Source organism: Rhizobium sp. NZLR8 (assembly GCF_019685025.1).
Lineage (GTDB): Bacteria > Pseudomonadota > Alphaproteobacteria > Rhizobiales > Rhizobiaceae > Rhizobium.
The window spans coordinates 227652-252598 of record NZ_JABDVY010000011.1; the positions used below are offsets into that span (position 1 = coordinate 227652).

The window sequence follows — 24947 nt, forward strand, 5'->3', positions numbered from 1 at the left end:
GACCGGCGTGATGTCGAAGGTCAGGTCGGATGCCGGCGATAATCTTGAACTCCTCGACATGCTCGCGGATGACTTCGAGCGGCAGCATCCAAAACAGATAAATCCCGATGTTCTCAAGAGATTGACTCAAGAGTTGCGCGTAGCGCTTCGACTGCGCGCTGCAAGCCTTGCCGAAAAGGGCGGCGACCCGCTCGCCGATGTGGCGAAACGATCAATAAGAATCATTGCCTCCATCACGCCTTTGCGCTTGAAATGCCATCATACATTGGACATAGAGCTAGGCGCAGAACTCCGGTCCCGGCTTTCTGCCCGTTTCAACCATTAGGACCGATATCATGGCCTTCCTTGCCGACGCTCTTTCCCGTGTGAAGCCTTCAGCCACCATCGCCGTTTCCCAGAAAGCGCGCGAGCTGAAGGCAAAAGGACGTGACGTGATTGGCCTCGGCGCGGGCGAGCCGGATTTCGATACACCCGAGAATATCAAGAAGGCCGCCATCGACGCGATCAACCGCGGCGAGACGAAGTACACGCCGGTTTCCGGGATTCCCGAATTGCGCAAGGCGATCGCTGCCAAGTTCAAGCGTGAAAACGGCCTGGAATATACCTGGGAGCAGACGATCGTCGGCACCGGCGGCAAGCAGATCCTGTTCAACGCCTTCATGGCGACGCTGAACCCCGGCGACGAAGTGGTCATCCCGGCGCCTTACTGGGTTTCCTATCCGGAGATGGTTGCGCTATGCGGCGGCACGCCAATTTTCGTTTCGGCCACCCAGGAGCATGACTTCAAGCTCCAGGCGGCAGATCTCGAAAAGGCGATCACACCGAAGACCAAGTGGTTCATCTTCAACTCGCCGTCCAACCCGACGGGTGCTGCCTATACGCAGGACGAGCTGAAGGCGCTGACCGACGTACTGATGAAGCATCCGCATGTCTGGGTACTGACCGACGACATGTACGAGCACCTGACCTATGGCGACTTCAAGTTCGTCACGCCTGTCGAAGTCGAGCCGAAACTCTACGACCGCACGCTGACGATGAATGGCGTCTCCAAGGCCTATGCGATGACCGGCTGGCGTATCGGCTATGCCGCAGGCCCGATCCAGCTCATCAAGGCGATGGACATGATTCAGGGTCAGCAGACCTCGGGGGCGACGTCGATCGCCCAGTGGGCGGCTGTCGAAGCGCTGAACGGCACGCAAGACTTCATCCCTGAGAACAAGAAGATCTTCGAAGGCCGTCGCGATCTCGTCGTTTCGATGCTAAACCAGGCCAAGGGCATCGTCTGCCCGGTGCCGGAAGGCGCTTTCTACGTCTATCCTTCCTGCAAGGGCTTGATTGGCAAAACCGCACCCTCCGGCAAGGTCATCGAGACGGACGTAGATTTCGTTTCCGAGCTCCTGGAATCCGAAGGCGTTGCCGTCGTTCAAGGCTCGGCCTTCGGCCTCGGCCCGAACTTCCGCATCTCCTATGCAACGTCGGAAGAGCAGCTCGAGGAAGCCTGCCGCCGCATCCAGCGCTTCTGCGCCGCTTGCAGGTAAGCGGACTGCGATAAGATCGATCGAAGGCCTGCCGGTGACGGCGGGCCTTTTTTGTGGCGACGTTGACGATGTGGCTGCATGTGGCTACATTTGAAGCATGAAGACCGTTTCGATCCGCGACGCGAAGAACCGGCTGACGGAGCTTGCCCGCGAGGTCGAGCAAGGCGAAACCATTGTTGTGACGCGGAACGGCCGGCCGGTGTTCGATCTGGTGCCACATCAGAAACGCGGCGGTTTGAACCTGGAAGCTGGTCAGGCCTATCTTCGCTCACGAGGCATTACCAATCCCGTCCCGTTCATCGCAGATGATTTTGACGATCCGCTGCCCGAGGATTTTCTCCTGAAGCCGTTGCCGTAACCATGCAGCTTCTCCTTGATACCCATATCGTTCTCGCGATCCTGCGCAAGGACGTCGGACATCGGTTCCCGGAGATCGCGGCGCTGCTTGGTGACACCAAGACCGTGGGTTTCGTCAGTGTTGCAAGTCTTTGGGAGACGGCGATAAAGGCTCGGCTGGGAAAGCTGGATCCTGGCATGCCGCTCGAAGACATCGCGCGATCTCTAGAGGAAATAGGGCTGATACTGCTGCGGATCGAAATTCAGCACGTCATCACTGCCGCCGACCCCGAGCCGGAGACGCGCGATCCCTTCGATCGAATGCTGCTGGCGCAGTGCAAGGTCGAGGGGCTGCAGCTAGCGACGGTCGACCGGTTGCTCGTCGGCCATCCGCTGGCGGTGCGATTATAGGCTCATATCCCGATTCAACGCCTTGCGGCCTTGATTCCGCTTCGCCTCGCAAGTCGTTGAATTCAGATTCAAAACGTGACGCAGAGTGACTGTTCGGCGGGTGATCTGCGGTTGCGGGGCGGCGCCAAACCAACTAGATATCCGGCATTAAGTTTAAGTTGCCGCTTTGGGAGGCCGGGATTTTGCAGCAGAGTGCGGTGATCGTCTGTTCGGATGTCAACATGCTGCCGGCCGCCTGCTGCACCCTGCTTTCCGTCAAGCGCAATCTGGGGGCTTCGCCAGCGGAGTTCCTGCTTCTCGGCATCGACCTCAAGCCGAGCGAAATCGCCGAGGTTGGAAATTTCGCGCGGCTGCACGATATGGCGATCACCGTGCTGCCCTATAATACGCCGGAAACTGCAAAGCAGGCGCGAGGCCGCTGGTCGGCCGCGACACTGGCGCGGCTCTACATGGATCTGCATATTCCCGATCATATCGAGCGCCTGCTTTACCTGGACGCCGACGTGCTGGCGGTGGCACCCGTCGACGAACTCTTCACCAGAGATTTTCGAGGCAAGGCGCTTGCCGCGGTCGACGATTATGTCATGGCCTTTCCTGAGAAGGCCGGCGCGCGGCAGCGAAAGATCGGCATGCGCGAGGGCGGCCGGTATTTCAATGCCGGCGTGCTGCTGTTCGATTGGTCGGCCTGCCGGGCGAAGGGGCTCTTTGCCAGGACACGGGAGATATTCGAGGAGCGGTCGCATCTTTTCGAGAATAACGACCAGGATGCGCTGAACGTCAGCTTCGACGGCGACTGGCTGGCGCTCGATCCGCGCTGGAACACGCAGACGGGCCTCCTGCCTTTCGTGGGCCGGCCGGCGATCTTTCATTTCACCGGCCGGAAAAAACCGTGGCAGGCGACCGTTCCCTGGGTGCACCGGCAGATGGCCAGGCGTTATATCGAGGATCTGCGAGACACGCCCTGGGCTTCCTTCTGCAGACAGCCGTCGATGACGGGCCGGGTGGCGGGCTTTCTCTCGCATATGGGAAAGCAGATCGGCGGGCTGACGCGGCTGGCACGGATGCGCGCCTATTTCAGCAACAGCTAGTAAGGCGCGTCCTTGGAAAGTGCATGTGAGCCGATATGGAATCGATCCCCAGCGATATCAACACCGTGGCCGCAGCAGATGACGGATTGCATTTCCTCACGCCGGAAGCGTGGAAAGCGCTGCTGTCGCGCTATTCCCACATCGTGCTGGTGGCAAACAGCGAGGCGGTCGATTTCGAGCAGCTGCGAAGCGAGTTGCCGGAGACGGCGCTCTACGTCTTCTTCAATAATGTCTACAAGGTGCTCGACGAACCCTTCGCCGGCCATGCGGTGCTGGTTGCCCGCAGCGGCGTGATGGGCGCCAATATCGTCCACCGGCGCGAGGCTGCGGATGTCCTGCGCTTCTTTGCCGGCGACAATTTTCTGGGCGTCGTCAATATTCGCGTTTCTCCCGAGGAAAACTTCAGCGAGGAGAGCCGCTTCAACGGCGCCAGAGCCCGTCACCTTGATCTGACGCAGATGATCGGGGATCTCTATCCGACAGGCAAGATCGCGACGAGCGGCTTTGCGCTGGCGCTCTGGCTCGCCGAGCTGCAACTGCCGGGCAAGATCCTGCTTGCCGGCTTTTCGGCAAAGAGGAGCGAGAAGTGGAAGGTCTTCGACGTGCACGATTGGACGTTCGAGCAGATATTCCTGCGTCTCTTTGCCAGGATGGGCACGATCTCGATGATGGGTGGTGTCGATACGAGCCCCTATGCGGCGCTCGCCAAACGATTTCCACAGCTGCCGCCGATCGAGATTGCGATGACGGCGGCCGAGGTTCTGTCGGAGCGACTTCACAATGCCAACAGCCAGATCGACAGGCTGATGTCCGTCACCAAATCCATCCGGGCCGTCGAAGGTTTCTTCCGGCGCTTCAAGCCGAAAACCCGTAAGCAGCGTTTCCTCGAAAAGTCGAAGGAATAATGGTCGCAGGTCCGTGCTGACAGGCGTGAGCTGCCAAGAAGGCTGTTCGAATATCGGTTTCAGCGCGCCGCCGTCAAAGCCCCAGCCCCGTCAGCATGACGAAGGTGGCGAAGAGGATGAAATGGGTCATGCCTTCGATAGCGTTGGTCTCGCCGTCGTTAAGATTGATCGCGGCGGCAATCAAGGTGATCGTCACCATCACCGTCTGCACCGGGGTCATCGCCATGATGAATGGCTGACCGGTATAGAGTGCGATGGCCTCCATGACCGGCACCGTCAGGATCACCGTCGAGAGCGAGGCGCCCATGGCGATGTTGACCGTCGCCTGCATGCGGTTCCTGAGGGCTGCCCTCAAGGCGGTGAGAATCTCGGGGGCGGCTGAAATCGCCGCGACGACGACGGCGGTCACCGCGATCGGCGCGCCGCTGTCGCGCAGACCCTCGGTCATGAGTGTGGCCATGAACTCCGCCAGCAGGCCGATGATGACGACGCCGACCAGAATGGTGGCGATCGAGATTGCGGTCGATTCGTCGGGACCATGCTCGTCCGGACTTTCTTTCTTCCGTTCGGAGCGCGGATAGCTGTAGCTGAAGAAATAGCTGTGCTGGCCGACCTGCATGCGCAGGAAGAGGCCGTAGAGCGCAATCATCGCGACGATGGTGAAGGCGGAATAATAGTGCCATTTGTCGCCGGGCACGAATTCCGGCACGATCATCGAGATGCCGATGGCGGTGAGGATCATCACGCCGTAGGTCTTGCCCGAATTGTCGTTGTAGGGCTGTTCACCATGCTTGAGGCCGCCGAGCAGGGCGGCGAGACCCAGAATGCCGTTGATATCGAGCATCAGGGCGGAATAGATCGTGTCGCGCACCAGTGCCGGCGAACTCTCGCCGCTCATCATGATGGCGAGGATGATGACCTCGACGGCGACGGCCGACAGCGTCAGGATCATCGTGCCATAGGGATCGCCAACCTTGACGGCGAGCAGCTCGGCGTGATGGGCAACTCGGATCGAGGCGAGAACGATGGTGCCGACCAGGGCGGCGGCCGCGATCAGGGCGATGCCGCGTCCCATCTCGATCACCGCGTGTTCCAAGAAATAGGCGATCGCTGCAACGACAAGTGCCGCGACCAGAAACTTCTCTTCTTTCAAGCGTGATGCAATCCCCAAGCTTCAGCTCCTGTCCCGATCCATGCGTTTTATCTAAGTCACTGATTCCGCATATCAAGCAAGCATCGATCCAGTCCCATTTGCAGTCTTCGGCGTTTAATGGAATACTGATGTCATCGGGGCCGAAAAGCAGATCGCGGCGTCCTCGAATTCTCGTCAAGCGGCCGCGATGATCCGGATCCTGTCCGGAAGCGTGCGAATGCGCAACAAGAAGATGAGGAGGTGAATGCATGATCAAGGTGGTCTACGAAGTCGTGCCGCATGACGGCGGTTGGGCCTACCGGCTCGGAGGCGTCTATTCCGAGGCATTCCCGACCCATGCCGAGGCAGTGGAAGCTGCGCGTATCGTCGCGGCCGAACAGCAGGTCGGCGGCGATTCCGCCGAGATCAGTTGGCAGGACGAGAACGGCAAGTGGCATGAGGAATATGCCGAAGGCGGCGACCGGCCGGAAACCGAGGTGGTGGACGGCCAGTGGAAGGACCGCTCGGCCGAGGCCTCGCAAGGCATCTGAAGCCGAATCGTCGTCCGTTAAGCCCCCGCGCGACGATCGCGTCGACGAATTCGCGCTTATGCGCAGTATAGCGATTGCCGTCCATCCTGAATTCGGCTGCCAGCCTGCGTTTGAGCGCGGCATAATCGGCCGCCGCCTGCGGATGCATGATGAGATAATCCCGAAAAGCGAGCCTGTTTCGATGCGTGCCATTGCCGAGCAGGCAGAGGTAGACGCGCTCCCGCGGCACGGAACCTCGTGATAAAAATGCCCAGACCTCGTCGTCGTAACGATTGCCGCGCGGTTCGTAGCCTTCTGCCAGAAGCACATCGGTGGCATCCTCGATGTGCCCGAGGCCGGGAAGAACGATGTCGATATCGATCAGCGGTTTGGCACTCATGCCCGATATGGACGTGCTGCCGATGTGGTCGATGGAGAGCGCCTGCGGCAGCAAGACGAGTAACCTGTCTCGGATGCGCCGAAACGCCTCTGGCCATTGCGGATCGTAGGGCACGAGTTCAACCGGATCGTGGGTCATCATCTTCTTCCGCTACAGCGCCGCGCGTCCGATAGGACAGGTTCTAAAGCGCGTCGCGATCTTCAGATTCGCCCCTCGCGCTTTAGGTCTTTGTTTTTACGCATGTCGTTAGCGCAAAACCGCTGAACACTTTTGCGCGACATGCTTTAGATGCTCAATCACGTTGAATTTGCGCATGATTCTTTGCGAAAATCGATTCCGGATTTGGAGCTTATGTGCTGGTCGAATATCGGTGATAGTCCTGAAGCCCCTTGACCAGTGCGTCGAAGGTGGCGCGACAGCGCGGCGAGGTCTTCAGGCTCTCATGCATCGCCACCCACGTGCCGAGCGGTAGGCCGAAAGCATCGGGTAGCACGTGCACCAGATCGGGGTTTTCACGTGCAAGCCCGACTTGGCAGAGGCCGATGCCGACGCCGGCGCGGACCGCGGCAAGCTGGGCGAGATTGCTGTCGGTCCTGTAGGAGAAGTGGATGCCGGGAACCGCGTAGCGCTTCATCACCATACGGACATAGGCCGTCTGCCGGTCGAAGCCGATGAGCCGGTGGTTTGCGAGGTCAGCCAAGGTTTGCGGAATGCCGTATCGTTCGAGATAGCGGCGATGGGCATGGAAGCCGAGCGGGATATCGCCAATGCGACGCACGACGAGCGCACCCTGCTGCGGCTCGGCCATGCGCACGGCGATATCGGCCTCGCGGTTCACCAGGTCCTCTATCGTATCGGAAGCCGACAGCTCGATCTGGAGTTCGGGATATGTCTCCTGCAGCCGTCCAAGAAGCCCAGGCAGCACTTCGATGGCGATGACCTCGCTGGCGCTGATCCTGACGGTTCCAGCCACGCGATCGCGCTCGCCGGATGCGGTGCGCAAAAGGGCGGCAGTGGTTGCCGCCAGCGTCTCGGCATAGGGTCTCAGCGCCAGTGCGGCGTCGGTCGGCAATAGCCCGTTCGGGGATCGAGTGAAGAGTTCGGCGCCGATTGCCATTTCCAGTGCGTCGACATGACGACCTATGGTCGGCTGCGTCAGCCCCAGTTCGCGGGCGGCGGCCGAAAGCGACCCTTGCTGGAGCACGGTCAGGAAACTGCGGTAGAAATCCCAGCTCGGTTCAGCGATCATGTATTTTTGTATAGCAGCTGCATTTATTTCGTCAATTTTGTTTATCTGCTCCCGGTGGCATAGTCCTTTTATCGGATCGATGGAGATGATTGTCATGAACAGCAAAATGAACACGACGGCGCTCATTCTCGGCGCCACCGGCGGCATCGGCGGAGCGGTTGCCCGCAAGCTGCTTGCCCGCGGCTGGCGCATCCGGGCGCTCAACCGTGATGCCGCCAAGGCGTCGAGGCGCGAGCCGGCTTTCGAATGGATGCAGGGCGATGCGATGAATGCCGGCGACGTGTTGAGGGCGGCTGAAGGCGTCGACCTGATCGTCCACGCCGTCAATCCGCCCGGTTACCGCGACTGGGAAACGCTGGTGCTGCCGATGCTCGACAATAGCATTGCCGCTGCTCGCGCCGTCGGCGCGCGCATCGTGCTGCCGGGCAACGTCTACAATTTCGGCCCCGATGCCCTGCCGGCGCCGACGGAAGATAGCCCGCAGCATCCGGTGACGAAGAAGGGGCTAGTCCGTGTCGAAATGGAGAAGCGGCTGAAGGCGGCGTCGCAATCCGGCGCGGGCGTCATCATCGTCAGGGCCGGGGATTTCTTCGGTCCGGGTGCGACTGGAAACAGCTGGTTCTCATCCGGCCTGGTGACGCCGGGCAAGCCGGTCGGCACGATCAAGAATCCGGGACGGCACGGCGTCGGCCATCAGTGGGCCTATCTGCCCGACATGGCGGAAACAATCGCTCGGCTTGCCGAGCGGGCCGATCGGCTGCCGCCCTTTGCCGTCTATCATATGGAAGGCTTCTGGGATGCGGATGGCATGCAGATGGCCGAAGCCATCAAACGTGTCGCCGGCGGCAAGGCGAAAATCGGCGGCTTCCCCTGGTGGATCGTGCCGCTGGCGGCGCCGTTTGTTGCTGTGATGCGGGAGATCAGGGAGATGCGCTATCTCTGGAAGGTGCCGTTGCGGATGAGGAACGGCAAGCTGGTTGCCGAACTCGGCAAAGAGCCGCAGACGCCGATCGACGAGGCGGTCAGGGCTTCGCTCGTGGCGCTCGGCTGCCTGCCTGAATCGCATCATGACATGATGATCGGCTTGATCGCGCCTTCGCATGAGAATGCGGGTTAGGCCTCTAATTCAGCGAGGGCGAGCCGGGCGACTGTCAGAGCCGTCTCCGCCTGCCGCGTGTTTGCGTCGCCGAGGAACCAAGCGGCGGAAAGGCCGGAATAGGCCGCAATCCATCGCAGCAGCCGTTTTGACTCCAGCCGGGCCTCGGCCGAAACGACGGTGAGTTGGCGGCGGAAACGGGCGGGATCGGTGATAACGGGCAGTTCCTCATTGGCGAAGATATTGGCGAAATCGAAGCCGCGCTCGCCATGGAGCCGTTTCGGATCAATCGCCAGCCAGCCACGCGCCTCGAAGTCGAGAATGTTGTCGTGATGAATGTCGCCATGCAGGACGGTGAGGTCGCGCTGGTCGGCAAGCAGGGCGTCGGCAATCGCTGAGCAATTGGCCAGCGTGCCGCCATGTTTTTTGGCTGCCGGTTCCAGATCGCGGAACCAGTGGGTGAGGGGCACGGGATCAGGAAGCGGTTTTTCGCGCGGCGCATGCAGCCGTGCCGCCGTTCGGCAGAGGATGCGGCTCGCCTCGTCGTCCTCGCCGTTCATCGCCATGGCAAGCAGCGAGCGTTTTCCCATCGCCCTTTCCAAAAGCACGGCGTCGCCTTCCTGGGCATAGACATGGGCTGCGCCATCACCCGCCCACCATTGCATCAACAGCGCGCCGTATCGTTCGTCAATATCGGCCGCCACTTTCAGCATGGCGGGCCTGTCCTGCCAAAGGACTGGCAGCAGGCGGCTTGAATGGGTGATGATGGGTTCGCCGTCGGCAATCAGCGACCAGCGATCAAGATGGGGAGCGAACATGATGGCACCCTACAAAGACATCTCGGAAATGGAATCCCGCCTTTCGGCGGGATTCGCGTTGGCGTGGAAAGGCTCAGGCGACCTTTTCGAGGACGGGGTAATCGACATAACCCTTGGCGGTGCCGCCATAGAAGGTCGACTGGTCTGGCGTGTTGAGCGGCAAGTTCTTCGCCAGCCGTTCGACAAGATCGGGATTGGCGATGAAGGGCTTGCCGAAGGCGACGAGATCCACGCGGCCACTTTCAATGGCGTCGACCGCCAGTTCCCGGTCATAACCGTTATTGACCATCCAGTCGGCCTTGCCGCCGGCCGTTTCATAAGCCTCGCGCAACGCCTTATAGTCGAAGGACGGATTGTCGCCCTGGCGGTAGTCGCGATCACCACCGGTCTGGCCTTCGATCACATGGATATAGGCGAGATCGTATTTTGCCAGACCTTCGACGACATGGGTGAAGGTCGCCTGCGGATCGGAATCGTAGCTTTCACCCGATGGCGTCACCGGTGAGATGCGGATCGCGGTGCGGCCTGCGCCGATTTCGCTCACAACGGCATCGACGACCTCGAAGGTCAGACGGGTGCGGTTTTCCATCGAGCCGCCATATTGGTCGGTGCGCTCGTTGACGCCGTCGCGGATGAACTGGTCGAGCAGGTAGCCGTTGGCGCCATGGATCTCGACGCCGTCGAAACCGGCGTCAATCGCCGCGCGGGCGGCCTTGCGGTAATCTTCGACGATACCGGGGATTTCGGTAGTTTCGAGCGCGCGCGGCTCGGAGGTGTCGGCAAAGCTGCCGCTGCCGTCGCCGTTGACCAGATAGGTCTTGGCCTTGGCGACGCGGTCGGTCGAAGAGACCGGCTTGCCGCCGTTCGGCTGCAGCGTCGTGTGCGAGATGCGGCCGACATGCCACATCTGGACGACGATCTTGCCGCCTGCTGTATGGACCGCGTTGGTTACGCGCTTCCAGCCGTCGAGAGCCTCTTTGCTATAGAGACCGGGCACGTTGGCATAACCCTGGCCCTGATGGGTGATCGCTGTCGCTTCGGTGATGATCAGGCCAGCCGTAGCGCGCTGGCGGTAATATTCGACGTTGAGGTCGTTCGGGATGGCGCCCGGCGAGCGGTTGCGGGTGAGCGGCGCCATGACGATCCGGTTCTTGACTGCGATATCGCCGACCTTGGTGGGTTCGAAAAGCTTGGCCATGATGGTCCTTTCTTTTGCGGGAGGATCACTCGGCGGGGGCGAGGGCGGCTCGGCCCCGGGCGGAGAGATAGGTGAGCGCCGTCGCGCCGAGGCCGATCAGGGCCATTAAGGCTGCGGCGAGCGGCACGCGGGTGAGATCGAAGCCGGCATCGATGACGAGGCCGCCAACCCAGGCGCCGAGTGCATTGCCGGTGTTGAAGGCGCCGATATTAATGGTTGAAACCAGGTTCGGGGCGTCCTTGCCGAAGCTGACGACGCCGACCTGGAGCGCCGGCACGGCGGCGAAGCTTGCTAGTGCCCAGAGGAAGAGCGTGATTTCAGCCGGGATTAAGAAGCGGCTCGTATAACTGAAGACGATCGAGGTGAGGGCGATCGCGGCGAAGACGCCGGCAAGCGTCGCGCCAAGACGCCAGTCGGCAAGTTTGCCGCCGACGAGATTGCCGATGGTCAGTCCGAGGCCGATCAGGAACAGCGTCCAGGTGACGCCTTCCGGCGAAACATCGGTGACGTCGCGCAGCAACGGGGCGAGATAGGTGAAGAGGGCGAACATCGAGGCAGCGAAGAAGACGGTGGTGGAGAGCGCCAGCCACAGGCGGCCATTCCTGAGCGCCGCGATTTCGCGCAGGATACTGCCGTTTTCCTGCTGCGTATCCCTGGGCAGGATGGCGATCAGGCCGAGAATGGTGACGACGCCGATGACGGTGACGACCCCAAAGGTGGCGCGCCAGCCATAGGCTTGGCCGATTGCGGTGCCGAGCGGTACGCCGAGAACGTTGGCAAGCGTCAGGCCGGTAAACATCAGTGCGACTGCGCGGGCCTTGCGGTCTTCGGCGACGAGCCCGGCGGCAACGACCGAACCGATGCCGAAGAAGGCGCCGTGGCAAAGCGCGGTCACGACGCGGGCGATCATCAGCACCCAGTAGTCGCTCGCCAGCGCGCAGAGCAGGTTGCCAGCGACGAAGAAGGCCATCAGCGCGATCAGGGCGGTGCGGCGCTTCAGCTTCGCAGTCGAAACAGCCATTACCGGGGCGCCGATGGCCACCGCCAGCGCATAACCGGTCACCAGCCATCCGGCCTGCGGGATACTGACCGAGAGATCGGCGGCGACCTCGGGCAACAGACCCATGATGACGAATTCGGTGGTGCCTATCGCAAACGAGCTCAAGGCGAGAACGAGGAGGGCGAGGGGCATTCTAAAGGTCCTGCGTCAGTTGCTTCAGGAAGGCGGCGATCGTTTCTTCGTTGCGTTTGTAGAAAATCCACTGTCCCACACGTTTTGTGCTTACGAGGCCGGCGCGGTGCAGCGTTCCCAAATGGGCCGAGACCGTCGACTGCGACAGGCCGCAGCGCTCGAACTGGCTGGCGCAGACGCCCATTTCGAAAGGATGCTCCTGCGAGGGGAAATGTTGCTCTGGATTTTTCAGCCAGTTCAGAATTTCCATCCGGGTCGGATGGGCGAGTGCCTTGATGATCTCGTCTTTTTCCATCGTTATTCACCGAACTATAAATCGTGTTCTATCGATATATCGATCGTTGGACGTCGATATGCAAATCACGGAGGCGTGAGGCGGCGAGTTTTATGGATTGGGTAAATTTTGGGCAAAAAAAGAGGGCCACCGGAAAACCAGGGCCCTTATAATTGTGAAGGTTAAAAACCTCCAGAGGGGAACAGCTAATGCGGTGGTACTGGGAGAGAAACCACAAGATGCATCAGCTGAGAGGGATATGGTGCTTCCTTGGGCAGGTTTCAATGCTTTTTTGTGCATATCTGCTATGCGCCGCACAAATTTTTTGCGGTGCGGCATTTCCCGAGGAGGCAAGGCAAAAAAAGAGGGCCACTGGAAAACCAGGGCCCTTTATAAGTGTGAAGGTCAAAAACCTCCAGAGGGGAACAGCTAATGCGGTGGAACTGGGAGGAAAAGCCACCATGTGCATCAGCTATAAGCGATATGGTGGTTTAATGTGCAAACGGCAACCCTTATTTGTGCATGCCAGTTATGCGCATTCCGCATAGTATGGAAATCATTCTATAAATCTGGCTCAAAAGTTCCAGTTTCTGGCCTTGCTGACGATGAAATCGCGAAAAGCTTTCAGCTTGGCGGCGTTCTTGATCTCGTCGGGATAGCAGAAATAGGTGTCGAAGGAGGGAACGTCGGCATTGATCGCCAACTGAATCAGGCCTGGGTCGCGGCCGACGATGTAATCCGGCAGGCAGGCGACACCGATGCCGAGGAGGGCGGCGCGCTTGATCGAGGTCTGGCTGTTGATCTGCAGATGCGGGATTCGCTTGTTGTCTGACGAACGGCCGGCGACCTCTAGCCAGTTGACGTCGAGCAGGTAACTCGGTGCCGGCTCGCCGAAAGTGATGATGCGGTGATTGTCGAGATCCTCGATCTTCTGCGGCTCGCCATGGCGATTGATGTAGGAGGGGGCCGCATAGACGTGCATGTGCACGGTGAACAGTTTGCGCTGGATGAGGTCGGATTGCTGCGGCTGGCGCAGGCGGATTGCGCAGTCGGCATGGCGCATGTTCACGTCTACTTCCTCATTGTCGAGGATCAGCTGGATCTGTACGTCGGGATAGAGCTGCAGGAATTCCTGGATCTTGTCCGTCAGCCAGCCTTGCCCGAGGCCGACCGTCGTGGTGACGCGCAGCTTGCCGGACGGCGTCTCATTGGTCTCGGTGAGCTGCATCTTCACCGTTTCAAGCTTCAGCAGCACGTCATGGGCAGTGCGGTACAGCAGCTCACCCTGTTCCGTCAGGATCAGGCCGCGCGCATGGCGATGAAACAGCTTGGTGCCGACATCCTGCTCCAGCGCGCTGACCTGGCGGCTGATGGCGGATTGGGACAGATGCAGTTTGTCCGCCGCGTGCGTGAACGAACCCGCCTCGGCAGCTGCGTGAAAAATACGCAGCTTGTCCCAATCCAATGGCATTCCCCCACCCCTCATGCCGATCTTACTCCGCGGCCACGGCGACGGGCATGTGGCCCGTCAGGTATCGCTCGGCTTCAAGCGCTGCCATGCACCCCAGGCCGGCGGCAGTGATCGCCTGGCGGAACGTATCGTCGGTCACGTCGCCGGCGGCATAGACCCCCTCCAGGCTGGTCGCGGTCGAATCAGGCGCGGTCCAGAGATAACCATTGTCCTTCAGCTTCAGTTTGTCCTTGAAGAGCTCGGTTGCCGGCGCATGGCCGATGGCAACGAAGACGCCGTCGACCACCATCTCGGTGATCGCGCCGGTCCTGACGTCACGCAGGCGCGCGCCGGAGACAGATTGCGGCATCGGCGGCTTGGCCGGCGTGCCGGTGATTTCGGCCACTTCGGTGTTCCACAGCACCTTGATATTATCCTTGGAGAACAGGCGTTCCTGTAGGATCTTCTCGGCCCGGAAAAAGTCGCGGCGGTGAACCAATGTCACCGACTTGGCGATGTTGGAGAGATAAAGCGCCTCCTCGACCGCGCTGTTGCCGCCGCCGACCACGATCACATCCTTGTTGCGATAGAAGAAACCGTCGCAGGTGGCGCAAGCCGAAACGCCGAAGCCCTGGAAATGCTGCTCGCTCTCGATGCCGAGCCACTTGGCCTTGGCGCCGGTGGCGATGATCAGCGTATCAGCGGTCCAGACCTGGCCGCTGTCGGTGCGGGCGACGAAGGGACGCTGGTTCATGTCGACTTCGGTCACGACGTCGTTGACGATCTCGGCGCCGACATGTTTTGCCTGCTGCAGCATCTGTTCCATCAGCCAGGGACCCTGGATCGGATCGGCAAAGCCCGGATAATTCTCCACATCGGTGGTGATCATCAGCTGGCCGCCCTGTTCGAGACCGGCGATCAGAACCGGTTTCAGCATGGCGCGCGCGGCATAGACCGCGGCGGTATAGCCTGCGGGTCCGGAACCGATGATGAGCACCTTGGTGTGGCGGGCGGGCATGTCATTTCCTTTCGACTGGCAGGATGGCGGCGGCTAAGTGGCGATTGCGGCCGTTTCGCGGTCCATGGGCCATTTATGAACGTCCAATGCTTTTATTCAAGGGCAGCCTTGCGTTACCAACAAGGCAAATCGCCCGGATGTGCAAGAATCCGTCATCGGCGTGAAACATTCTTGCGTATTCCGCCGCTTTATATAGAAGCTCCCCGCGGAGAATTAAAGAAAGGCAATGATGTGGGTCGCGCCGAACTCGACGTCATCGACATAAAGATCCTCCGGGAGCTGCAGGCCGACGGCCGCATGACCAATGTGGAGCTTGCCGATCGCGTCGGCATCTCGGCGCCGCCATGCCTGCGCCGGGTGCGCAAGCTCGAGGAAGCGGGCATCATCGAGGGTTACCACGCGATGCTGAACAGCCCGCGGCTCGGCTTCGACCTCGTCGCTTTTTGCATGGTCGGCCTCAAGCACCAGTCGGAAGGCAATCTCAAGGCCTTCGCCGCCGCCACCACCGAATGGCCGCTGGTGCGCCAGGCCTGGATGGTCTCGGGCGACAGCGATTTCCTGCTGCATTGCGTGGCCGAGAACCTCACCCGCTTCCAAGATTTCGTCATCGAGGTTCTGACCGCGAACGAACACGTCGACACCGTGCGCACCATGCTGACGATCCGGCAGGTGAAGAAGCTCGGGCTGGTGGAAGTCTGACGCGACGTCGGACTTTATTCCCGCTTATTTGCGAGCGGCATAGCCACCCCGGTTGATACCGTGGCGCTGAAGCTTGTCGTAGAACGTCTTTCTCGGAATGCCGAGTGCCTCGATGGTGCGACGCACGTCGCCATCATTGGCCGACAGCGCGTCGCGGATGATCTCCGCCTCGTACCGTTCCAGCCGTTCGGGAAGCGTGGCGTCCGTCGGCTGCGGAGTGGCCGCCGGCGCTCCACCTTCGACGCCAAGCACGACGCGTTCGGCATAATGCGAAAGTTCGCGGACATTGCCCGGCCACGAATGCGAGGCGAGATGTCGCCGCACTCCCTCTGAAAGTGGCGGGACATCACGGCGAAAGCGTTCTGCGGCGCGGGCGGCGAAGTGGGAAAACAGCAGCGGAATGTCGTCGCGGCGTTCTCGCAGCGGCGGAATGGAGATCGTCACGACATTCAGCCTGTAATAGAGATCCTCGCGAAATTCCCCCCGCACAGCGGGATCCCCGAGGTCGATCTTGGCAGCCGCGACGACGCGCAGATCGACCGGGCGTACCTCATTGGTGCCGAGCGGCGTGATCTCGCGCATCTCCAGCACCCTCAACATCTTGACCTGCGTGGCAACAGGCATGCTCTCGATCTCGTCGAGGAAAAGCGTGCCGCCGCCTGCATGTTCGATGCGGCCGGTGCGGCGCTTTTGGGCGCCGGTAAAGGCGCCGGCCTCGTGGCCGAACAACTCGCTTTCGATGACGGTTTCGGGCAGGGCGCCGCAGTTCAGCGCCACGAAATTGCCCTTCCGGCGGTGGCTCCACTGATGCAGGATCTGAGCAACCACTTCCTTGCCGCTGCCCGTCTCGCCGGCAACAAGCACGTCGACATCGGTATCGGCGATGTGGCGAAGAATTCTTCTCAAATTTTCCATGACAGGCGTCTGGCCGATCAGCGGCGAATTCTCCTGCGCATCCTCGGCAGCTTTGCGCAGCATGCGGTTTTCCAGGATAAGCCGCCGCTTCTCGCTGGCGCGACGAACGCTTTGGACGAGCCGATCGGCTGCGAAGGGCTTGGCGATGAAGTCATAAGCACCGTCTTGGATTGCCTGAACCGCCATCGGAATATCGCCGTGTCCTGTCATCAGGATCACCGGCAGGTCAACATCCATGGTCTGCAGCGTGGCGAAGAGTTGCAGCCCGTCGATCTCCGGCATGCGGATATCGGTGACGATGGAGCCGGCAAAGTCGGCTGACAGGTCGGCCAGCGCGGCCTTCGCTCCCTCATAGGCGAAAACGGAGAATCCGGCGAGTTCGAGCGTCTGGGCGGTGGCGCGGCGCAGATCCTTGTCGTCGTCGATCAGGGCAACGGGCATCATTGTGGCCATGACCTCAAGCCTTCCTCAGATGAACGATGAACCGGGTTCCACTGCTGTCGCTGGCGACCTCCATCCGGCCGCCGTAATCGCCGACAATATCCTTGGAGATGACCAGCCCCAGGCCGAGACCGCTTTCCTTCGAGGTATTGAACGGCGTGAACAGGCCCTTGCGGATATCCCGCGGAATACCGGGGCCGTTGTCGGCGACCGTCACCGTTACCATGTCTGCATCGGCTGATGTCCTGACCTCGACACGACCCTCTCCGGCCTTCGGCGCCACCGCCTCCAGGGCGTTCTGAAGCAGATTGATGAGCACCTGCTCGAGACGGATGCGGTTTCCCATGACCCGCAGTTCGGCCGGCGGCAGGTCGATGTCGAGCGTATCCATGCGACCGGCAAACCGGCTGCGCAACAGCATCACCGCGCCCTCGATCACATCCTTCAATCCTGTGGGCTCGGCGCTGCCGCGACCCTTTCGGGCAAAACTCTTCAGCTCCTCGGTGATCGAACCTATGCGCTCCGTCAAAGCCGCGATGCTTTCGAGATTTTCACCGGCAGGTGCGGCCTGCCCGCGAGCGAGGAAGGTGCGGGCGTTGTCCGCATAGGCACGGATGGTCGCCACCGGCTGGTTGATCTCATGAGCGACGCCGGCGGCCACCTGACCGAGAATTGCCAGCCGGTTGGCCTGCACCAGATCCTGCTGCACGGCCTGCAGCCGCTGTTCGGTGCTCTTATGGCCGATGATTTCAGCCTGCAGCCGATCGCGCGCCTGGCTGAGATCCAGGGTCCGCTCGGCGACGCGCCGTTCCAACTCCTCTCGCGCCTGCTGTTCTCCGAAAATCCGCAAGGTGATCGCATGGCGCCGGCGCAGCAGAAACGCTGCTCCCGCCAGCAGCGGCAAGAGTATGAGCAAGGCCAGCATACGGGCTTCGCGAATTCCCGCATCGATGGATGGCCCAAGCGCCACGAGATGCTGCAGCTGCCAGCCGGTTGCAGGAACCGGCATCCCGACATCGAGAAACCTGGTTTTTCCGGCATCGCCGGGCATGACGATCTCAGCGACATCAAGGCCGTCGCCGAGGTTCCGGACGAAATCCAGCGGCAGGGGCTGAAGCGGTGCAGCGCCGAATTGAAGGCTTTCGCGGATCGCGGTCAACCGGTCTTCGGCGATCCGACCGATCGTCATGAACCGCCATGATGGAATACTGGTGATCAGAACAATGCCGCGCTTGTCAACGACGTAGGACGGGGTGTTCGAGGCATTCCAATCCGCCTCGACGTCGTCGAATTCGACCTTGACCACAACGACACCCAGCAGGCCATTGCTGCTCGAAATCCGCTGGGAGATATAGAGACCCGGTTTTTTGCTGACCGTGCCGAGCGCGAAGTGCTCGGCCTGTCCTCTTTCGGCCGCGCCTCGAAAATACTCCCGGAAGCGGTAATCATTGCCGACGAAACTCGTCGGTTCGCGCCAGTTGCTGGCCGAAACAGCCATGCCGTCCTTGTCGATGACATAGATGACGGCAGCCTTCGTGCCCGCCGCCAGCTTTTCCAGCTTCTGACTGAGCCGCTCGAACGTGCCGGCATCGTTTCCCGCCAGTGCCGCGGCGAGTGCAGCGTCCTGCGACAGCACGAAGGGCAGGGCCCGGTATTTCTCAAGAACGGTGCGCAGCAAAGCCGCATTCAGCCTCGCATCCATGCGGGCCTGTTCCTCAAGGGCAGCCTCCGCCCGGTGCCGGCCGATCTCGCCGCCGGCCCAGAGACTTGCGACGACGGCAAGCAGTGCGATCACCGCATAGGCCCACCACATCCGGCGGATGCGGTGGTGCAGAGGCAGGGCAGGCCACAGCCTTTGCGAGACAGACAAGGACATGGCGGATTTGTGCATTTTTCTGCACTGGATGCAAATGGATTTGTGCGGATTTCCGCATTTTGTCCATGAGTGCGCCGGGCCTCCTGAAATTTTTATTTAAAAAAATCAAAAGGTTATAAAAACACTCGAAACTGGCACGGTGATTGCGAAGAAAATGGCAACAACGGCTGAGCTGTTGGATTGAAGCGAAGGCTCGGGAGGCCGGAGTTCGTTCCGGACGAGCCATAGGAGGATATCATGATCGCAGCACCATTCGATGCAGTCGCAGACAGCAAGGGCAAAAAGAAGCCCTTTTACACCCATCTTTACGTTCAGGTTCTTGCGGCCATCGCCGCCGGTATCGTTCTCGGCCATTTCTACCCCGAACTCGGCGCCCAGCTGAAACCGCTTGGTGATGCCTTCATCAAGCTCGTCAAGATGATCATCGCGCCGGTCATCTTCCTGACGGTAGCGACCGGCATTGCCGGCATGAGCGACCTTAAGAAGGTCGGCCGCGTTGCCGGCAAGGCGATGTTGTACTTCCTAACCTTCTCGACGTTGGCGCTGGTCATCGGCATGATCGTCGCCAATGTCGTCCAGCCCGGCGCCGGCATGAACATCGATCCGGCTTCGCTGGATCCCGCCGCCGTCGCCACCTTTGCCTCGAAGGCGCACGAGCAGAGCATCGTCGGCTTTCTGACCAACATCATTCCGACGACGATCGTCGGCGCTTTTGCCGATGGCGACATTCTGCAGGTGCTGTTCTTCTCGGTGCTGTTCGGCATCGCGCTGGCTATGGTCGGCGAAAAGGGCGAGCAGGTCGTCAATTTCCTCAATGCCCTGACGGCTCCGGTCTTCAAGCTCGTCGCCATCCTCATGAAGGCCGCCCCGATCGGCGCTTTCGGCGCCATGGCCTTCACCATCGGCAAGTATGGCATCGGATCGATCGCCAACCTCGCCATGCTGATCGGCACCTTCTACCTCACCTCGCTGCTCTTCGTCCTCGTCGTTCTCGGCGCCGTCGCCCGCTATAACGGCTTCTCGATCTTGGCGCTGCTGCGCTATATCAAGGAAGAGCTGCTGCTGGTTCTCGGCACCTCGTCTTCGGAGGCCGCACTTCCGGGGCTGATGAACAAGATGGAAAAGGCCGGCTGTAAGCGCTCGGTCGTCGGTCTCGTGATCCCGACCGGCTATTCCTTCAATCTCGATGGCACCAACATCTATATGACGCTGGCGGCCCTGTTCATTGCCCAGGCAACCGGCATCAATCTCTCCTGGGGTGACCAGATCCTGCTGTTGCTGGTCGCGATGCTGAGCTCGAAGGGTGCGGCTGGTATCACCGGCGCCGGCTTCATCACGCTTGCCGCCACACTTTCCGTCGTGCCCTCCGTGCCGGTCGCCGGCATGGCGCTCATCCTCGGCATCGACCGCTTCATGTCGGAATGCCGGGCGCTGACCAACCTCGTCGGCAATGCCGTGGCGACGATCGTCGTGGCGCGTTGGGAAAACGAGTTGGATACCGCGCAGCTTGCCAGAGCGTTGGGCGGCCAGACCGGTGAGGATATTTCGGCCGCAGGTCTCCAGCCCGCCGAATAACCAGTCACTTCATCGCATCTACGGAGCGGCCCGTTATTCGACGGGCCGTTTCTCTTTCTGCATCAGCGGTTATTGTCGCCAAGAAGCCGGTCGTAAACGGCGCCGATCGCACTCGCTTCCTTCTCCAGCGCGAAGTGCGCCCTGACATGACGCAGTGCATTCTCGCCATGCGCGATCGCCAGACCGGGATCTGCGATATAGGGGGCGATGGCCCGACTCAGCGCCTTGCCATCGCCGGCGGCGATCACCGCCCCTGTCTCGCCCGTGACGACGAGTTCGGAATAGGCGCCCGCGTCCGATGCCACGACGGCAGTGCGCGAGGCCATGGCTTCGAGTGGCGTCAGGCCGAAGCCCTCGTTTCTGGAGGGGGCGACGTAAAGCGTCAGGCGGCGATACCAGACCTTGATATCAGGCACTTCGCCGAGGAAGAGGATACGGTCGCTAAGCCCGGCGGCGGCGACATCGGCCTTGAGCCTGTCTGCGAATGCCGTGTGCTCCGCCGTTACCCGGCCGGAGACGACCGCCGTCCACTCGGGATGCTGCGGCAAAAGTTCGATCATCGCCTGCACGAAAAGATCGGTGCCCTTCTGATGGCGCACGCGGCCGAAGCAGCCGACGAGATGGCGGCCGGGCAGACCGGCAGCGGCGATGCCGTCGTCTGTCGTTTCCGGCGGATGGAACAGGGCAAGGTCGACGCCGTGCTGGATGACCGTGTGCGGCACCTCGAGGAACGAGCCGGAACGGTCGCTGGTCGCGATAACAGCGTCCATGCGGCGGATCAGCCATTTCGTATAGGCGGTATGGCGGCGTTGGGCGGCCGAGGTGAAAAGCAGCTTCAGCTGCATGCGCAGGAGATGGCGAAGCATTATGCCGACGGCCATCTCGTTGTTGCGGCGGGCGTGCCAGACGCGCTGGCGCCGGCGCGCCGGCTGGCGCCAGAGGCCGAGGAGCTGTGACCATCTCAGTTTCGGCAGGCCCTCCGGCAGGCCGGGACCGAGAGTTGCGATCCTGATGCCGAGCCGGATCTGGCAGGGGATGAGCTGGACGATGGTCGAGGTGACGCCGGAGAGCCGGCGCTTGAAATTGGGCGCGATGATCTCGACGTCACGAATGTCCGGCACGGGAGGGGTCTCGTATCTGGCGGCCAATCAGCCCCAGGAAACCTGGAGGATTTCGTAGGCCTTGGCGCCGCCGGGCGCATTGACCTCGATGGAATCGCCGACCTCCTTGCCGATCAGCGCACGGGCGATCGGGGAGGAGATGGAGATGCGGCCGGCCTTGACGTCGGCTTCCTGGTCACCGACGATCTGGTAGGTCTTTTCTTCCTCGGTGTCCTCGTCGACGAGCTTCACCTTGGCGCCGAACTTGATCTTGTCGCCCGACATCTTCGTCAGGTCGATGACCTCGGCGCGCGCCGTCAGGTCTTCCAGTTCGCTGATGCGGCCTTCATTGTGGCTCTGGGCTTCCTTGGCGGCGTGATATTCGGCGTTTTCGGAAAGGTCGCCATGGGCACGGGCTTCGGCGATCGCCTCGATGATTCGAGGGCGCTCCTCCTGCTGACGCCAGCGCAGTTCTTCCTGCAGCTTGACGAAGCCACCCGGTGTCATTGGTACCTTTTCAACCATTTTTCTGTCCTTCACTCCTTGTATCCACGCAGTTAGGCGCAAACACAAAAGAAAACAGGTCCCGAAGGGGAGCTTCGGAACCGTGCCACAATCCTAGTTAAGTGCTTATAGCAGATCGCCAAGGCCGATTTCCAGAAAATTCGGATATACGAAATGCGAGCCGCCGCGACAGCGGGTCGTCCGTCGCAAAAACCGGCAAAAGATCGGACCACCGCGGTTGACTTTGCTCTAAGGAACATATAGTGAACATTCTAATGAAGAAGTCGCTAACAGAACGCTTGGCCATCCTTTCCGACGCAGCGAAATATGATGCTTCCTGCGCGTCCAGCGGCACGGTGAAACGCGATTCGGCGGCAAGCGGCGGGCTCGGCTCGACCGAGGGGTCCGGCATCTGCCATGCCTATGCCCCGGATGGGCGATGCATTTCGCTTCTCAAAATATTGCTGACCAATTTCTGCGTCTACGACTGCGCCTATTGCGTCAATCGTTCGTCGAGCAATGTCGAACGGGCGCGCTTCACGCCCGAGGAGGTCATCTGGCTGACGCTGGAATTCTACCGCCGCAACTATATCGAAGGCCTGTTTCTTTCCTCGGGCATTATTCGTTCGTCCGACTACACGATGGAAGAGATGGTCCGCATCGTCCGCGAACTGCGTGTGACGCATAATTTTAGCGGCTATATCCATTTGAAATCAATCCCCGAAGCATCGCCGCGTCTTATCGAGGAGGCGGGACTCTATGCCGACCGGCTGTCGCTCAATATCGAGTTGCCGACGGATAACGGCATCAGCCGCTTTGCGCCGGAAAAGAAACCCGCCAATATCCGCCGATCAATGGGCGATCTCAGGCTGAAGATCGAAGCCGCCGGCGAACCGACGCTGCAGACAAAGAAGCGTCAGCGTTTCGTGCCGGCCGGCCAGAGCACGCAGATGATCGTTGGCGCCGACGGAGCGAACGATGCGACGATCCTGGCGACCAGCGGCAGGCTTTACAGCAGCTACGGCCTGAAGCGTGTCTATTATTCCGCCTTCAGCCCGATCCCGGATTCGTCCAAAAACCTGCCGCTGATCAAACCGCCGCTGATGCGCGAACACCGGCTCTATCAGGCCGACTGGCTCTATCGATTCTATGGTTTCGGCATCGATGAGGTCACCGCCAACCAGGCAGGCGGCATGCTCGATCTGAACCTCGACCCCAAACTTGCCTGGGCGCTCGCCAACCGCGCCGATTTTCCTGTTGATATCAACAGGGCCGAGCGCGAGCGGTTGCTGCGTGTGCCGGGTCTGGGGACCAAGACCGTCAAAGCGATCGTTTCGGCACGCCGGTTTCGTCGCCTGCGGCTCGACGATCTCTCGCGGCTCGGCGTGTCGATCAAGAAGGTCCGATCTTTCATCTCGGCGGAAGGCTGGTCGCCGCGCCGGCTGATCGACCGGCCGGACCTTCGCGCCATGTTCGAGCCGAAACCCGAACAATTGTCGTTGCTGTGATGCGCCGGGTCGTGCTTGCAGGACGGGGCGAGCTTGCCGAATGGCGCGATGCCGCGCGCGCTTTTGCCGCCGCCGGCATATTGCCTGATGAAATCGATTGGCGCGAAAAAGCCGCGGAGCCGGATCTTGCATTTCAACGCGACGCCATGCCGCCGACGCCTGCGATAACACGCAAGCCGATGACGGTGCCGCCAGCCTTCATCGAGCTGGCGGAAACGGTTCTCTGCAATTCCGATCCGGCACGGTTCTCGTTGCTTTACCGACTGCTCTGGCGACTGCAACTGGACCGGCAATTGCTGGAAGTGGCCTCCGACGAGGACGTCGTGCGGGCCCGGCTGATGGCGAAAAACGTTCGGCGTGACGCGCACAAGATGACCGCTTTCGTCCGCTTCAAGGAGGTTGGTGCCGCAACGGCAGATCGTCGAAAATTCCTCGCCTGGTTTGAGCCGGACCACCATATCGTCCGGCGCACGGCGCCCTTCTTCCAGCGCCGTTTCACTGACATGGATTGGCTGATCGTCACGCCCAAGGGGTCGGCCGCCTGGGACGGCGAGCGGCTGACGATGAGCGACGCGCCATGCGAGAAGCCCAATCTCACCGATGCCACCGATGAACTCTGGCGCACCTACTATGCCAGCATCTTCAACCCCGGCGCGATTGAAGCTGAAGGCGATGCAAGCGGAAATGCCAAAAAAATATTGGAAGAACCTGCCGGAGGCCGACCTCATCCCCGGGCTGATCGCATCGGCGGAGAGCAAGGTGCGGGCCATGGCCGCGCGCGAGGCGACGCAATCGCTGCCCTTTCACGACCGCCTGCAGGACGCGGCGCGCAATATCCCTGCCGAACCCGAGGCGCCGGCCGGCACGCTGGAAGCGTTGCGCGCGGAAGCTGACGTCTGCACCCGCTGCCCGCTTCATGCCAAGGCGACGCAGACCGTCTTCGGGGAGGGACCGCGCGATGCAGAGGTGATGTTCGTCGGCGAGCAGCCGGGCGACCAGGAGGATATAGCAGGACGCCCCTTCGTCGGTCCGGCCGGCCGGCTCCTCGACCAGGTGATCGCCGAGGCGGGCATCGACCGCTCGACGCTTTACGTTACCAATGCCGTCAAGCATTTCAAATATGAGCCGCGCGGCAAACGCCGTATCCACCAGCAGCCTAATATGGGCGAGGTAAAGCACTGCCGCTGGTGGCTCAATCTGGAGATGGGGCTGGTCGAGCCGAAGCTCATCGTTGCCATGGGGGCAACGGCGCTCGCGGCGCTGACCGATGTCAAACAGCGCCTGCAAGATGTCAGGGGGAAAGCAATGGCGATCGATGGAGGACGCACGCTCTTCGTGACGGTGCATCCATCCTATCTGCTGCGTATCCCCGACGAGCGGCTGAAGGCGGAGGAGCTCGCGCGATTTCGCGAGGACATGATGAAAATTCAGCGGCTTATGACAGCCGCCGAATAAATTGATTCCGCTTGAGCTGCCGCCACCGCTCATCGAGCGATGGCGCTGTCTCTTTGTTCTTAGGCAATTCCGGACGCAAAACCGCGGCACTCTTTTGCTGGAATTGCTCTAACAGGCTGCTGAAAAACCCACTGGCTTTTGGGCTGGACACATGATTCCATCTTGCAAGTGATTTCGAGGGAATTTGGATGCGCGGCGGGGATGATCGGACGGGGTCGCTGTTTTCGTATGTCGACCTT

General features: G+C 60.9%; 24 protein-coding genes and 2 pseudogenes. 12 read left to right on the plus strand and 14 right to left on the minus strand.

All coding sequences use genetic code 11. The features are described from left to right. The first annotated feature begins 10 nt into the window (after positions 1-10). The 6 genes from HJB89_RS23195 to HJB89_RS23220 all read left to right on the plus strand — a co-directional run bounded on the left by HJB89_RS23195 (position 11) and on the right by HJB89_RS23220 (position 4278). Positions 11-325: a hypothetical protein gene (locus HJB89_RS23195; RefSeq protein ID WP_221142073.1), complete on the plus strand. Its 315-nt coding sequence runs from the start codon at positions 11-13 to the stop codon at positions 323-325. A gap of 10 nt (positions 326-335) precedes the next feature. Beyond that, positions 336-1538: a pyridoxal phosphate-dependent aminotransferase gene (locus HJB89_RS23200; protein ID WP_207581256.1), complete on the plus strand. Its 1203-nt coding sequence runs from the start codon at positions 336-338 to the stop codon at positions 1536-1538. Positions 1539-1635: 97 nt separating this feature from the next. Continuing rightward, positions 1636-1896, plus strand: a complete 261-nt coding sequence (locus tag HJB89_RS23205; RefSeq protein ID WP_221132502.1) for a type II toxin-antitoxin system Phd/YefM family antitoxin — start codon at positions 1636-1638, stop codon at positions 1894-1896. Positions 1897-1898: 2 nt separating this feature from the next. Further along, positions 1899-2285: a type II toxin-antitoxin system VapC family toxin gene (locus tag HJB89_RS23210; protein WP_221150574.1), complete on the plus strand. Its 387-nt coding sequence runs from the start codon at positions 1899-1901 to the stop codon at positions 2283-2285. Positions 2286-2467: 182 nt separating this feature from the next. Beyond that, on the plus strand, positions 2468-3373 hold the full coding sequence (locus HJB89_RS23215; protein WP_221115852.1) for a glycosyltransferase family 8 protein: 906 nt from the start codon (positions 2468-2470) through the stop codon (positions 3371-3373). Positions 3374-3408: 35 nt separating this feature from the next. Continuing rightward, a complete protein-coding gene (locus tag HJB89_RS23220; RefSeq protein ID WP_221115851.1) occupies positions 3409-4278 on the plus strand; it encodes a 3-deoxy-manno-octulosonate cytidylyltransferase in 870 nt (289 codons plus the stop codon). Between the two features lie 73 nt (positions 4279-4351). On the opposite strand, the gene HJB89_RS23225 is transcribed toward HJB89_RS23220, so the two are convergent. Then, positions 4352-5449, minus strand: coding sequence for a calcium:proton antiporter (locus tag HJB89_RS23225; protein ID WP_221115850.1), 1098 nt, complete (start codon positions 5447-5449; stop codon positions 4352-4354). 230 nt (positions 5450-5679) lie between these two features. On the opposite strand from HJB89_RS23225, the gene HJB89_RS23230 reads away from it, so the two are divergent. After that, the gene (locus HJB89_RS23230) at positions 5680-5961 is read left to right on the plus strand and encodes a DUF2188 domain-containing protein (protein ID WP_164013504.1); all 282 of its coding nucleotides are present in this window, start codon (positions 5680-5682) and stop codon (positions 5959-5961) included. A gap of 13 nt (positions 5962-5974) precedes the next feature. Here the strand turns inward: HJB89_RS23230 and HJB89_RS23235 are convergent. Together HJB89_RS23235 and HJB89_RS23240 are read right to left on the minus strand one after the other, a co-directional pair. Continuing rightward, positions 5975-6481, minus strand: a pseudogene (locus HJB89_RS23235) (GrpB family protein); the annotation flags it as partial. A gap of 208 nt (positions 6482-6689) precedes the next feature. Beyond that, positions 6690-7589 (minus strand): LysR family transcriptional regulator, encoded by a 900-nt coding sequence (locus HJB89_RS23240; protein ID WP_207581249.1) that lies wholly within the window; start codon positions 7587-7589, stop codon positions 6690-6692. A gap of 94 nt (positions 7590-7683) precedes the next feature. Here HJB89_RS23240 and HJB89_RS23245 point away from each other — a divergent pair, with 94 nt between their 5' ends. Continuing rightward, entirely contained in the window at positions 7684-8706 is a 1023-nt protein-coding gene (locus tag HJB89_RS23245) for an NAD(P)H-binding protein (protein ID WP_221150575.1), read from the plus strand. On the opposite strand, the gene HJB89_RS23250 is transcribed toward HJB89_RS23245, so the two are convergent. The 6 genes from HJB89_RS23250 to trxB form a co-directional block, all read right to left on the minus strand. Continuing rightward, complete coding sequence (locus HJB89_RS23250; RefSeq protein ID WP_221132509.1) at positions 8703-9503, minus strand: aminoglycoside phosphotransferase family protein; 801 nt, start codon at positions 9501-9503, stop codon at positions 8703-8705. The two genes, HJB89_RS23245 and HJB89_RS23250, sit on opposite strands and share 4 nt — an antisense overlap. 73 nt (positions 9504-9576) lie before the next feature. Then, entirely contained in the window at positions 9577-10701 is a 1125-nt protein-coding gene (locus tag HJB89_RS23255; protein WP_207581246.1) for an alkene reductase, read from the minus strand. Positions 10702-10726: 25 nt separating this feature from the next. After that, positions 10727-11893 (minus strand): MFS transporter, encoded by a 1167-nt coding sequence (locus HJB89_RS23260; protein WP_221150576.1) that lies wholly within the window; start codon positions 11891-11893, stop codon positions 10727-10729. A gap of 1 nt (position 11894) precedes the next feature. Next, positions 11895-12188 (minus strand): helix-turn-helix transcriptional regulator, encoded by a 294-nt coding sequence (locus HJB89_RS23265; protein ID WP_207581244.1) that lies wholly within the window; start codon positions 12186-12188, stop codon positions 11895-11897. Between the two features lie 553 nt (positions 12189-12741). After that, positions 12742-13638, minus strand: a complete 897-nt coding sequence (locus HJB89_RS23270; protein ID WP_003593139.1) for a LysR family transcriptional regulator VtlR — start codon at positions 13636-13638, stop codon at positions 12742-12744. 22 nt (positions 13639-13660) lie between these two features. After that, complete coding sequence (gene trxB / locus HJB89_RS23275; RefSeq protein WP_207581243.1) at positions 13661-14635, minus strand: thioredoxin-disulfide reductase; 975 nt, start codon at positions 14633-14635, stop codon at positions 13661-13663. Positions 14636-14866: 231 nt separating this feature from the next. Here trxB and HJB89_RS23280 point away from each other — a divergent pair, with 231 nt between their 5' ends. Further along, positions 14867-15334, plus strand: coding sequence for an Lrp/AsnC family transcriptional regulator (locus HJB89_RS23280; protein ID WP_164013485.1), 468 nt, complete (start codon positions 14867-14869; stop codon positions 15332-15334). Positions 15335-15358: 24 nt separating this feature from the next. On the opposite strand, the gene HJB89_RS23285 is transcribed toward HJB89_RS23280, so the two are convergent. Next, a complete protein-coding gene (locus HJB89_RS23285) occupies positions 15359-16702 on the minus strand; it encodes a sigma-54 dependent transcriptional regulator (protein ID WP_207581242.1) in 1344 nt (447 codons plus the stop codon). Between the two features lie 4 nt (positions 16703-16706). Further along, positions 16707-18581 (minus strand): ATP-binding protein, encoded by a 1875-nt coding sequence (locus tag HJB89_RS23290; protein WP_221150577.1) that lies wholly within the window; start codon positions 18579-18581, stop codon positions 16707-16709. 222 nt (positions 18582-18803) lie between these two features. Between HJB89_RS23290 and HJB89_RS23295 the strand changes: the two genes are divergently transcribed. Further along, entirely contained in the window at positions 18804-20141 is a 1338-nt protein-coding gene (locus HJB89_RS23295; RefSeq protein ID WP_207581240.1) for a dicarboxylate/amino acid:cation symporter, read from the plus strand. Positions 20142-20203: 62 nt separating this feature from the next. On the opposite strand, the gene HJB89_RS23300 is transcribed toward HJB89_RS23295, so the two are convergent. Then, the gene (locus tag HJB89_RS23300; protein ID WP_207581239.1) at positions 20204-21262 is read right to left on the minus strand and encodes a glycosyltransferase family 4 protein; all 1059 of its coding nucleotides are present in this window, start codon (positions 21260-21262) and stop codon (positions 20204-20206) included. Between the two features lie 27 nt (positions 21263-21289). Then, entirely contained in the window at positions 21290-21766 is a 477-nt protein-coding gene (gene greA / locus HJB89_RS23305; protein WP_164013475.1) for a transcription elongation factor GreA, read from the minus strand. Between the two features lie 254 nt (positions 21767-22020). Here greA and HJB89_RS23310 point away from each other — a divergent pair, with 254 nt between their 5' ends. Both HJB89_RS23310 and HJB89_RS23315 read left to right on the plus strand, forming a co-directional pair. Then, the gene (locus tag HJB89_RS23310; protein WP_221139774.1) at positions 22021-23253 is read left to right on the plus strand and encodes a putative DNA modification/repair radical SAM protein; all 1233 of its coding nucleotides are present in this window, start codon (positions 22021-22023) and stop codon (positions 23251-23253) included. After that, positions 23253-24708, plus strand: a pseudogene (locus HJB89_RS23315) (UdgX family uracil-DNA binding protein). The gene HJB89_RS23310 and the pseudogene HJB89_RS23315 overlap by 1 nt, the downstream one beginning before the upstream one ends. Here HJB89_RS23315 and HJB89_RS23320 read toward each other — a convergent pair. Beyond that, positions 24689-24947: hypothetical protein (locus tag HJB89_RS23320; protein ID WP_221132514.1), on the minus strand; the 259-nt coding region annotated here is incomplete at its 5' end. The pseudogene HJB89_RS23315 and the gene HJB89_RS23320 sit on opposite strands and share 20 nt — an antisense overlap.